Annotated in this window: 10 protein-coding genes and 1 pseudogene; 8 read left to right on the plus strand and 3 right to left on the minus strand. The window is 67.4% G+C overall.

The features are described 5' to 3' along the window. The 3 genes and pseudogenes from LPZ50_RS15600 to LPZ50_RS15610 all read right to left on the minus strand — a co-directional run. A pseudogene (locus tag LPZ50_RS15600) lies at window positions 1–1,008 on the minus strand (DUF3416 domain-containing protein); the annotation flags it as partial. A 73-nt stretch (window positions 1,009–1,081) separates the two neighbouring features. Beyond that, complete coding sequence (gene glgA / locus LPZ50_RS15605; protein WP_230662384.1) at window positions 1,082–2,653, minus strand: glycogen synthase GlgA; 1,572 nt, start codon at window positions 2,651–2,653, stop codon at window positions 1,082–1,084. A 226-nt stretch (window positions 2,654–2,879) separates the two neighbouring features. After that, window positions 2,880–3,797 carry a sigma-54 dependent transcriptional regulator gene (locus tag LPZ50_RS15610; RefSeq protein WP_329957666.1) on the minus strand — a complete coding sequence of 306 codons (918 nt, stop codon included), beginning with the start codon at window positions 3,795–3,797 and terminating at the stop codon, window positions 2,880–2,882. A gap of 318 nt (window positions 3,798–4,115) precedes the next feature. Between LPZ50_RS15610 and LPZ50_RS15615 the strand changes: the two genes are divergently transcribed. The 8 genes from LPZ50_RS15615 to LPZ50_RS15650 form a co-directional block, all read left to right on the plus strand. Further along, entirely contained in the window at window positions 4,116–5,492 is a 1,377-nt protein-coding gene (locus tag LPZ50_RS15615) for a sigma-54-dependent transcriptional regulator (protein WP_230662385.1), read from the plus strand. A 92-nt stretch (window positions 5,493–5,584) separates the two neighbouring features. Then, window positions 5,585–7,351: a thiamine pyrophosphate-requiring protein gene (locus LPZ50_RS15620; RefSeq protein ID WP_230662386.1), complete on the plus strand. Its 1,767-nt coding sequence runs from the start codon at window positions 5,585–5,587 to the stop codon at window positions 7,349–7,351. 34 nt (window positions 7,352–7,385) lie between these two features. Beyond that, on the plus strand, window positions 7,386–7,652 hold the full coding sequence (locus LPZ50_RS15625; protein ID WP_230662387.1) for a hypothetical protein: 267 nt from the start codon (window positions 7,386–7,388) through the stop codon (window positions 7,650–7,652). Window positions 7,653–7,753: 101 nt separating this feature from the next. Continuing rightward, on the plus strand, window positions 7,754–8,095 hold the full coding sequence (locus LPZ50_RS15630) for a DUF883 family protein (protein ID WP_230662388.1): 342 nt from the start codon (window positions 7,754–7,756) through the stop codon (window positions 8,093–8,095). Window positions 8,096–8,130: 35 nt separating this feature from the next. After that, entirely contained in the window at window positions 8,131–8,874 is a 744-nt protein-coding gene (locus LPZ50_RS15635; protein ID WP_230662389.1) for a BON domain-containing protein, read from the plus strand. 33 nt (window positions 8,875–8,907) lie between these two features. After that, window positions 8,908–9,336 (plus strand): PRC-barrel domain-containing protein, encoded by a 429-nt coding sequence (locus tag LPZ50_RS15640; protein ID WP_230662390.1) that lies wholly within the window; start codon window positions 8,908–8,910, stop codon window positions 9,334–9,336. Between the two features lie 75 nt (window positions 9,337–9,411). Beyond that, window positions 9,412–10,140 (plus strand): SDR family oxidoreductase, encoded by a 729-nt coding sequence (locus LPZ50_RS15645; RefSeq protein WP_230662391.1) that lies wholly within the window; start codon window positions 9,412–9,414, stop codon window positions 10,138–10,140. Between the two features lie 37 nt (window positions 10,141–10,177). Then, window positions 10,178–10,789 (plus strand): PIG-L family deacetylase (locus LPZ50_RS15650; RefSeq protein ID WP_230662392.1); only part of this gene is annotated, 612 nt, incomplete at its 3' end.

Here is a 10,789-nt window from a genome sequence, read left to right on the forward strand (position 1 = left end):
GGCCGCGCCGTGTGCGGCCGGGTTGGCCAATAGCACGCGCGCACCCGCGCCGGCGTCGTCACGCACCATGACGCTGCAGCGGCCGTCCCGTCCACCGGCCACGCGCAAACCTTCGCCGGGCGGCACGCCTTGCAACCAGGCGTCCATCTGGGCATAGGCCTGCGGCCGGGCTTCGAGTTCATCTTCCCCCAGTATCCCGTCGCCGCTGATCGCGGCGGCCCACAGCCCGCGCAGCGCCTGCGCGTCGTCCTGGGCCAGACCCGCGCCGGGCGGGCTGGCAATGACCGGGGCAATGGTCCGCAGGCGCGCGTGTTCCTCGGCCAGCCAGTCCGACTTGAAATCCCACCAGGGCAATGAAGAGAACACCGCGTCAAAGCCCGCCGCGCGCAGCGATCCGAGTTGCTGCGGATCCAGGCCAGGCGTCCAGGCCAGGAACCGGCCGGCGGGGAAGGCCGCCCGTAGCGGGGCCAGCAGGGCCTGCCAGTCGCCAGCGCCGATGCGATGCGGCGCGTCGACACGGAATCCGGCGATGCCAGCCTCCAGCCAGCGTGCCAGGCGCTCGCTCCAGCCATGCAGAAAGGCTTGCGGCAGGGGGCCTACGCGCAAGTACCGGATACCATGCTCGGCCAGCCCGGTGCGCGGATCGCGGGCCGGATCGTCGTCCGGCGGGCGGTACCAGTCCGGATGCCCCGCATGGGCCGCGGCGTCCGTGGCCACGCGGTCCAGCACCAGGTCCATATAGATCTGCAGATCATGGCGTGCGACGCAGTCGCTCAGGCGCGCCAGGGTGCCGGCCAGGTCCGGGCCCGTATCCAGGCGGGGGTCCGGGCTGTCCGGATCCAGCGGCGCGGGCAATGCGCCGGCGCCTTGTGCCTTTTTCCACAACGGGTCGGTCAGCAAGGCGTTGAATCCGGCATCCCGCACGCGCCGGCACAGGGTATTCCAGGGGCCATCCGGGGTGGTGTCCACGCGGCCGACCTGCGCGCCGCGCACGCGGTAGATGCGCAAGGGTCCTGCCCTGGTATCTGGCGCAGGCGCGGAAGCCGGCTGGTGCGTGGAGCTCGCCATGGCGTCCCTGGTCTCAGTAGGCCAGCGGCACCGGCATGCCGTCCAGCGCGGGTGCCGTGTACACCGGCGCGGGCGTGGGCGCTGGCCGGATGGTGGGCGCCGGAATCTGTCCGCGCAGCGGCGCGCCCACCAGGCTGTCGAACAGGCTGATATAGGGCCGGGCCGCGTTGTCCCACCCGAACTCGCCCGCCATGCCGTTGCGCTGCATGGCCTGCCAGACCGCCGGCTGCCGGTACAGCCGCAGGGCCCGGTCGATGGCCAGGCCCATGTCGGTTGCGCTTTCGCCATCGAACAGCATGCCGTTGGCCGCCAGCATGGCGGTATCCGGTTCGGCATGTCCCGGGTCGATGATGGTATCGGCCAGTCCGCCGACGCGCGAACCGATGGGCACGGTGCCATAGCGCATCGCATACAGGGGCGTCAGGCCGAACGGTTCGAAGCGGCTGCCGTGCAGCAGCATGTCGGCGCCGGCATGCAGGCGGTGCGCCGCGGCCTCGTCATAGCCGATGTGCACGGCGCAGCGTCCCGGGTAGCGGCCGGCCAGGGCGGCCAGGGCCTGTTCGTAGCCATGCTCGCCGCAGCCCAGCACCGCCACCTGCAGGGCGGAATGGCGCTGCAGCGCTTCAGGCAGCGCCTGGATCGCGACATCGGCCATCTTCTGGTGAGTCAGGCGGCTGCCCATGGCCAGGATGGGGGTGTCGGGTTCCAAGGCCAGGCCCAGGCTGCGCTGCAGGGCGGCCTTGGCGCGCCGCTTGTGGCCGGGGTGGCGCGCGCTGTACTGGATGTGCCCCAGGTAAGGGTCATCCGCCGGGTTCCACAGCGTATCGTCGATGCCGTTCGGGATAGCCACCAGATCCTGGGCGCGCGCGCGCAACAGCGCGTCCAGCCCGCAGCCGGATGCTGAGGTGAGGATCTCGCGCGCGTAGGTGTGGCTGACGGTGGTGATGCGGTCGGCATAGCGCAGCCCGGCCTTCAGGAAACTGAGCTGATCGTAGAAGCGTGCGCCATCGTCGGAACAATAGCTGTCCGGTACGCCGAGCTCGCGCGCGTGCTCCAACGGAAATATGCCCTGGAAAGCCAGGTTGTGAATGGTGATGACGGTTTTCACGTAGCGCAGGCCGGCGGCGCACACCAGCAGCGGCACCAGCCCGGCATGCCAGTCCTGCGCGTGCAGAATGTCCGGCGGGCGCACATCCGGCAGGCCCGCGGCCATGCGCACCGCGGCATGCGCCAAGGCCGCATACCGCAGCGCGTTGTCGCGGTAGGGCTGGCCGTGTTCGTCCAGGTACAGGCCGTCGCGATCGTACAGGGCATCGTTCTGCAGCAGGGTGACAGGCAGGCCCGATTGCGCGCACAGCGCGCCCAGCAGCGTGGCTTCTCCGCCAGGCATGCCGGCCAGGTGCGCGATGCGGCGCACGCCCACGACGCGGTCCAGTACGCCGCGATAGGCCGGCATCAGCAAACCGGCGTCCAGGTTCGCGCGGTCGAGCGCGCGGGCCAGCCCGGTTACGGCATCGCCCAGTCCGCCGCTCTTGGCCAGGGGGAATGCCTCCGATGTAACCAACAAGATTCTTGTGCGCGACATGACCGCTCCCATGCGAGTGCCGTTCATCCAGGAAACGGGGACAGGCGTCCCCCTGGCGAACTACGCAAGGCGCGTGCCCGGCCGGCGCCTCGGGATGCCGGCACGATAGCCAGCGCGGCGGCAGTGGCCGTCCGGCGCCCAGGGCAACAGGCATGGCGCCCGTTCTTGCCGGGCCATGTAAATTCGGGCTGGGTCCGGCAGCCGCGCAAACGGCCGCCGGGCGGGATCAGGCGCTGGACTCGGAGTCGGCGCTGTAGGCGGCCAGCCGGTTGTACAGGGTCTTGAGGCTGACCCCCAGGGTTTCGGCCGTGCGCTGCTTGTCGCCGTCGTGGTGCGCCAGCGTGGCCAGGATCAGGTCACGCTGGGCCTGCCCCAAAGGAATGCCTACCGGAAAGCACAGGGTGCCATCGCTTGCCCCGCGCGAGCCCGCGCCGGGCGGACGGCGGCGGAATTCGGCCTCGACCACCGCGTCCGACATGATGAAGGCGCGCTGTACGACATTGCGCAGTTCGCGCACATTGCCTGGCCAGTCGTAAAGAGACAGGGCCTCGAGCATGCCAGGCGAGAACCGCTTGCGCGCCTGGTGCAAGGCATTCAGTTCGTCCAGGAACCGTTGCGCCAGCCTGGCCGCGTCGCCTTCGCGTTCGCGCAGGGGCGGTACCCGCATCGGCACCACCAGCAGACGGTGCAGGAAGTCTTGCCGCAGCTCGCCTTTTTCCACGGCGGCATACGGATCACGGTTGGTGGCGCAGACGATGCGCACATCGGTGTGCAGCAACTCGGTGCCGCCCACGCGCTGATAGGTGCCGTTCTCGAGCACCCTCAGGAATTGCACCTGCAACGCATCGGACATCTCCGTGACTTCGTCCAGGAACAGGGTGCCCCCGCTGGCCGATTCAAAATAGCCTGATGTCTGCGCCAGCGCGCCGGTGAAGCTGCCTTTTTCGTGCCCGAACAACTGCGCCTGCACCAGCGAGCTGCTGATGGCGCCGCAGTTCACCGCGATGAACGGCTGTTCGGCACGGTCGCTGCGGTCGTGGATGGCGCGGGCGATCATTTCCTTGCCCGTGCCGCTTTCGCCGGTAATGAATATGGTGGCGTCGCTGCGGGCGGCGCGATCCATCTGGGCGCCAAACCCGCGCATGGCGGCGCACATTCCCGCAAAAGGATCTTCGCTCTGCACAGACGAGCGGCCCGGCGGCCTGAGTTGGCCGGGCGAAGCAAGCTGCATATTTTTCCCCGGGTTCAAAGCCTGGCCCTGGCGGCCGTTGGCTTACGGAATGAAGTGATGCGCTTGATGATACGACAGGGCCAAAGGCCATTTGCAACCATGTGCAAACATTGGCAAACGTTAGTGGGCGGGCGGACAAGAATCGTGCCACGCTCGCGGGGTGCGGGGTATGCTCGGAAACGAAACCGCGAAGTATGTCGCGCCCAAAGAAGTATTGGTGCCGGAGAAATAATGCCTCATCTGCTTGTCCTGGATGATGACGAAGCCATACGCGAAGTCTTGTCCGAAATCGCGCGCGAGCACGGTTATTCGGTGGCGCAGGCCGCCACCATGAAAGACGCCGTGATCCAGTTGCAGCGCCAGCAGCCCGACCTGGTGCTGGCCGATGTACGCCTGCCCGGCGCCAGCGGCATGGAGATCTTCAGCCGCATGCCCAATTCTGACGCCGAGGTGGTGGTGATCACGGGCCACGGCACCATGGACAATGCCGTCGAGGCCCTGCGCCTGGGCGCCACCGATTACCTGGTCAAGCCGGTGTGCATGGACCGCCTCACCGAGATACTGAGCCGCGTGGCCGCCGACCGCGGCGCCGCCGCCGACGATACGCCGTTCCAGGAACCGGGCCGCTTCGGCAAGCTGCTGGGCCAGTCCGAATCGATGGAGCATTTGTATAAACAACTGGCGCGCGTGGCCGCCACCGACGTCACCACGCTGCTGATCGGTGAAAGCGGCACGGGCAAGGAACTTGCCGCGCACGCCATCCACGAGCTCAGCAACCGCAGCCGCAAACCCTTTATTGCCGTCAATTGCGGCGCCATTTCTCCGCACCTGATCGAAAGCGAACTGTTCGGCCATGAGCGCGGCAGTTTCACCGGCGCCGATCGCCAGCACAAAGGCTATTTCGAGCGGGCCGATTCCGGCACGCTGTTCCTGGACGAAGTCACGGAAATGCCGCTGGACCTGCAGGTGAAGCTGCTGCGCGTGCTGGAAACCGGGCGCTTCATGCGGGTAGGCACGCACCGCGAAGTGGCGTGCGATATCCGCATCGTGGCGGCCACCAACCGCAATCCCGAACAGGCCATCCAGGAAGGCAAGCTGCGCGAAGACTTGTACTACCGGCTGAGCGTGTTTCCCATCGACCTGCCGCCCTTGCGCGAACGCGGCACCGACATCCTGTTCCTGGCCGACCGCTTCCTGGCGGCGCTGAACGAGAAGTATGGCGAGGCCAAGGCATTCTCGGAATCGGCGCGCCACGCCATCTACGAATACCCCTGGCCCGGCAATGTGCGCGAACTGAAGAACTACGTGCGCCGTGCCTACATCATGGCCGACAGCGGCACGCTCGACGCCGCGGCCCTGCAACCGCAACTGGCCCCGGACGGCGGCGCCCAGGCCGCGCGCGTGACGGTGCCGTTGGGGGTCACCCTGGCCGAGGCCGACCGCCGCCTTATCATGGCCACCCTGGAACGCTGCGGCGGCGTCAAGAAGCAAACCGCCGCGGTGCTGGGGATCAGCGCCAAGACTTTGTACAACCGGCTGGAAGAATATGCGCGCGCCGGTTACGCATTGCCCACGGAAGACGGCAAGCCGCAACGCGCGGAAAGCTAGGGCCCGGTCAACCCGCACACCGGGACGCGCCTGGAAACAGGCACGTTGCTTGCTGGATGCGCCTGCCATAGAAACCCTCTATGGGAGCAGGCATGCAAACCGTTTCGGACTTCATCCTGTCGCGCCTGGCGCAATGGGGCATCCAACGCATCTACGGCTACCCGGGCGATGGCATCAATGGGCTGATAGGCGCGTTCGGCCGCACGGCCGAGCCGCTGGAATTCATCCAGGCACGCCACGAGGAAACCGCCGCATTCATGGCCTGTGCACATGCCAAGTTCACCGGGCAGGTGGGCGTATGCATGGCCACGTCGGGCCCGGGGGCCATCCATTTGCTGAATGGGCTGTACGACGCCAAGCTCGACCACCAGCCCGTGGTGGCCTTGGTGGGACAACAAGCCCGCACCGCCATGGGCGGCGATTATCAACAGGAAGTGGATCTGGTCAGCCTGTTCAAGGACGTGGCCCATGATTTCGTGCATGTGGCGTCCAGCCCGATGCAGGCGCGCCACCTGGTAGACCGCGCCATTCGCATTGCCATGGAGCGCCGCGCGGTGACGTGTGTGATCCTGCCGAACGATGTGCAGGATTTACCCGCCGTGCAGCCGCCGCGCGAACACGCCACGGTGCACACTGGCATCGGCTTTACTTCCCATGCCGGCGTGCCGGCGTCCACCGCGCTGCAGAACGCCGCCGATATCCTGAACAAAGGCGAGCGGGTGGCCATCCTGGCCGGCGCCGGGGCCTGGGGGGCAGGCGACGAACTGCTGCAGGTGGCCGACCGGCTGGGCGCCGGCGTGGCCAAGGCGCTGCTGGGCAAGTCCGTATTGCCGGACAATATTCCTTATGTAACGGGCTCCATCGGCTTGCTGGGCACCCAGCCCAGCTGGCGCATGATGAACGAGTGCGACACGCTGCTGATGGTGGGTACGGCATTCCCGTACAGCGAGTTCCTGCCGGAAGAAGGACAGGCGCGCGCCGTGCAGATCGACCGCGACGGCCGCATGATCAGCCTGCGCTATCCGGTGGAGCAAGGCCTGGTGGGAGACAGCAAGGCCACGATGCAGGCGCTGCTGCCCCTGCTGCGGCCGCGGGAATCGCACCGGTGGCGCGACAAGATCGAGAAGGATGTAGCCCAGTGGTGGAAGACGGTCGAAGCCCGGGCCATGGTGTCCGCGCGGCCCATGAATCCGCAACGGCCGTTCTGGGAATTGTCGCGGCACTTGCCGGACCGCAGCATCATTACTTGCGATTCGGGGTCGGCCGCCAGCTGGTACGCCCAGCACCTGCGGCTGCGCAAAGGGATGTCGGCCTCGCTGTCGGGCGGCCTGGCATCGATGGGCAGCGGCGTGCCTTATGCGCTGGCCGCCAAGCTGGCGCACCCCGACCGTCCGGTGGTTGCCCTGGTGGGCGACGGGGCGATGCAGATGAACGGCATGAACGAACTGATCACCATCGCGCACCGCTGGCGCGACTGGCAGGACCCCACGATGGTGATCCTGGTGCTGAACAACGGCGACCTCAACATGGTTACCTGGGAACAGCGCGTCATGGGAGGCGACCCGCGGTTCAAGGATTCGCAACTGTTGCCCGCATTTCCCTATGCCGACTACGCACATCTTCTGGGCCTGGAGGGCATACGGGTCGACGACCCCGAACAAGTGGCCGGCGCCTGGGAGCATGCCCTGGCCAGCGACCGCCCGGTGTTGCTCGAGATGGTGGTCGACCCGGAAGTGCCGCCGATCCCGCCGCATATCCCTTTGAAACAGGTGCAGAACTACATCAAGGCGCTGCGCCAGGAGGACGCATCCGGAGGCGCCGCCCTGCGCGCCACGCTGAAGCAATGGTGGGCAGGCTGAGGCCATGTCCGCATTTCTAACCAGGAGCCTGTCCATGATTTACACCCCGCACCCCGTTCCCGCGATGGATCACCGCACGCATTCCCGTCCGCCGGCCGAGCCCGTCCGCGATCCGCCGCGGCACCCGGACGATGATCAACCCGGCCAGGATCCAGACCCCGCGCCCGGTCGCAAGCCGTATCCGCCCGATAGCATCCCCGACCCCATGCCTGGAGTGGACCCGCAGCAAACCCCGGGTATCGACCGCCAGTTCGACGACGGATTCGAGGCGGCGTGGCGCCGCGCCACGCGCGAACTTTGAGAGAGTGAGCCCTGTCCCGGGAGGGGCGGGCGTGGCACGCCACTTGCGTGCTGGATCTATACAGACGTTGGCGCGGGCCAGCGGTTTACCAAGGAGCCATCATGAACCTACACACCCATCGCCACCATGATTCCAACGACGCCCGGGACCGTATGCGGGGCGGCCTGCGTGAACTGGTCTCGGGGGTCGAGGACTTGCTGCGTTCAACCGCCAGTTACAGCGGCGCGGAAATCGAATCGACCCGCGACCGCCTGAAGCGGCAGCTGGATGCCGCGCGTGAACAGGCGGAATCCTGGGAGCGTTCGGCCGTGGGCCGCTATCGGCAGGCCTCGGCCGCTACTGACGACTATGTGCACGACAACGCCTGGAAGACGGCGGGAGTCGCCATTGTCCTGGGCATCGCCATTGGCGCTTGCCTGATGTCGGACCATTGGCGCAGGTAAACGGACGCCGTCGCCAATCACACGGGAGACTAGCCATGCGTAACTCCAACCGGCCCCCGCAGCGTAATTACGCTGACGACTGGGGCGATGATCGATACGACTATCGCGCCGGAGAGCGCGACGATGAACAGGACGACGCCGACCGCTATCGCCGCGACCGGCAAAGCCGGCAGAGCGGCCGCTGGGGCGCCGACGAGCCCTCGTATGGACGCTCTTATGGCGACCGGCCGGCACCGTCCGTGGGCGGACGGCCGAACCGCGGTGGTCCCCAATATGAACAGGGAGGCCAGTACCCGGGGACTCGACCCGCGGGCAGGAACGAGGCGTTGCGCAGCCGCAGCGCGGACCCCGGGCAAAGCAGCTATGGCGGCTTCTATGGCGAAGACCCGCGCTGGCAGCGCCAGCAGCTGGATTATAGCGAGCCCTCGTCCTACGACGACCACGGCGCGCCGAGGTATGCGGGCAGCGGCCCGCAAGGCTGGCAAGACCCGGCATTGGCCAGGTCGCAGCGGATCACCCCCAAGGGATACGTGCGGTCGGACGAGCGCGTGCGCGAAGACCTGTGCGAACGCCTGAGCCGCAGCGGGCTGGATGTCAGCGATGTGTCGGTGGACGTCAGCGACAGCACGGTAACCCTGGAGGGCACCGTGCCCAACCGCCGCACCAAGCATGCCATCGAGGACTGCGCCGACGATTGTCTGGGCGTATCGGATATCCAGAATCGCATACGCGTGGCCGTCACGCCGGAGAATCATCCCGGCATGACCCGGATGGAATGAGCCATTCTCCACGCACGCACACAACGGAGGTACATGATGAACAACGCTACACAGGATCCGGGCGCGGGCGGCCAGACCCGCATCGTAGGCAAGGGCAAGGCCACGGCCGACGGGCCCGGCCCCGACGTCATGGCGGCCGATACCCTGACGGGCAACGATGTCTACAACCCGTCCAATGAAAAGCTGGGCACTATCGAGCACATCATGCTGGATGTGCCGCATGGGCAGGTGGCCTATGCGGTGCTATCGCATGGCGGCGTACTGGGCGTGGGCGACAAACTCTATGCCATTCCCTGGGGCGCCCTGGTGCTGGACACCGACCGCAAGTGCTTCGTGCTGGACGTGGGCAAAGACAGGCTGAAGAATGCCACCGGCTTTGACAAGGACCACTGGCCCAGCATGGGCGACAAGCAGTGGGCCCAGGAACTGTACGAATACTACGACCAGACGCCGTACTGGTAAACCGCCGCAGCGGGCAATCCGGGCCAGGCGCGGCCACCTTGGTGGGCCGTGCCGCGCGGCAAGGGAGCACCGACCATGATGGAGCACGAAACACTGGCCGGACGCGTGGTGCTGGTCGCTGGCGGAGCCGGCGGACTGGGCGCCGCCATCTGCGCCATGCTGGGGGCCGAGGGCGCCAGCGTGGTCGTGGCGGACATCGATCGGCCTGGCGCCGAGCGGCAGGCGCAGCGGCTGAATGAGGCGGGCGCCAGCGCGCACGCGGCCGCCATGGACATCGGTAGCGAGCCGCAAGTGGCAGCCGCGCTGGGTTCGGCGGTAGAACGCTATGGCAAGCTGGATGCGGTGGTGAACAGCGCGGGCATCGACGCCAAGGCGTCGGTGGCTGACCTGGACCTGGCCACGTGGGAGCGGGTACTGCGCACCAATCTGACGGGGCCGTTCTTGTTGGCCAAGCTGGCCGGCCAACGGCTCGTTCCGGGTGGGCATGTCGTGAACATTGTATCGGCCACGGTGCGCCGGACCTGGCCCGACGCCAGCGCGTACCACGCATCCCAGTGGGGGCTGATGGGACTGTCGCATGCCTTGCATGCCGAATTGCGCGGCATGGGGCTGAAGGTCAGTGCGGTCATCGCGGGGCGCATGCGCACCCCGTTCATGCGGGACCGTTACCCCGGCCTTGACGACGGCTGCCAGCAGGATCCCGAAAACGTCGCCCGCGCCGTGCGCTTTGTGTTGACGCAGCCGGGTGAAACCGTGGTGCCGGAGGTAAGGGTGGAACCCATGCAAGAGACACCCTGGCCTTGAACCATGGCCGCTGGCCTAGACGATAAAGGCGATGGCAATGCAACCGGCCGGAAAAATCGTGGTGATATCTCCGCATTTCGAAGATGCGGTGTTCAGTTGCGGTGCCTGGCTGGCGGCGCGTCCCGGCGCCACCGTGCTGACGGTATATTCTGGCGTGCCCGCCAGCGGAGTGCCCGTGTCCGACTGGGACCGGCGCTGCGGTTTCGAACGCGCCGACCAGGCCGTGCTGGCGCGGCAGGCAGAGAACCAGGCTGCTTTGGCCCTGCTGGGCGCGCGCGGCCTGGGCCTGGGCCTGCTGACGGATCAGTACGGTGCGTCGCTGGGAGAATCGGGCCGCCTGACAGGGGTGCTGGCGGCCGCCCTGACGACGCTGCGTCCCGACATCGTGTTGATGCCGCTGGGCGTGTTCCAGCGCGACAGTCTGCGCGCCTCCGAGGCGGCGCTGGCCGTGTGGCAGCTATTTCGCGCCAGCATGGACAATACCTGGCTGGCTTATGAAGAGGCCTTGTACCGCGCCCGCCCGGGCCTGGTGCAGCACCGGCTGGCCGAGTTGCGCGCGCAGGACATCAGTGCGACACCGCTGGCCGGCCCGCAGTACCTGGGCGATCGCAAGGTCCGCGCCGTCGCGGCCTGCGCCAGCCAGCTCGGC

Source organism: Bordetella petrii (genome assembly GCF_020991325.1).
Classification (GTDB): Bacteria; Pseudomonadota; Gammaproteobacteria; order Burkholderiales; family Burkholderiaceae_B; genus Bordetella_A; species Bordetella_A petrii_E.

Coding starts and splice junctions, on each gene's coding strand:
- glgA (WP_230662384.1), bottom strand. CDS start 2,653: ATGTCGCGCACAAGAATCTTGTTGGTTACATCGGAGGCATTCCCCCTG.
- LPZ50_RS15610 (WP_329957666.1), bottom strand. CDS start 3,797: ATGCGCGGGTTTGGCGCCCAGATGGATCGCGCCGCCCGCAGCGACGCC.
- LPZ50_RS15615 (WP_230662385.1), top strand. CDS start 4,116: ATGCCTCATCTGCTTGTCCTGGATGATGACGAAGCCATACGCGAAGTC.
- LPZ50_RS15620 (WP_230662386.1), top strand. CDS start 5,585: ATGCAAACCGTTTCGGACTTCATCCTGTCGCGCCTGGCGCAATGGGGC.
- LPZ50_RS15625 (WP_230662387.1), top strand. CDS start 7,386: ATGATTTACACCCCGCACCCCGTTCCCGCGATGGATCACCGCACGCAT.
- LPZ50_RS15630 (WP_230662388.1), top strand. CDS start 7,754: ATGAACCTACACACCCATCGCCACCATGATTCCAACGACGCCCGGGAC.
- LPZ50_RS15635 (WP_230662389.1), top strand. CDS start 8,131: ATGCGTAACTCCAACCGGCCCCCGCAGCGTAATTACGCTGACGACTGG.
- LPZ50_RS15640 (WP_230662390.1), top strand. CDS start 8,908: ATGATGAACAACGCTACACAGGATCCGGGCGCGGGCGGCCAGACCCGC.
- LPZ50_RS15645 (WP_230662391.1), top strand. CDS start 9,412: ATGATGGAGCACGAAACACTGGCCGGACGCGTGGTGCTGGTCGCTGGC.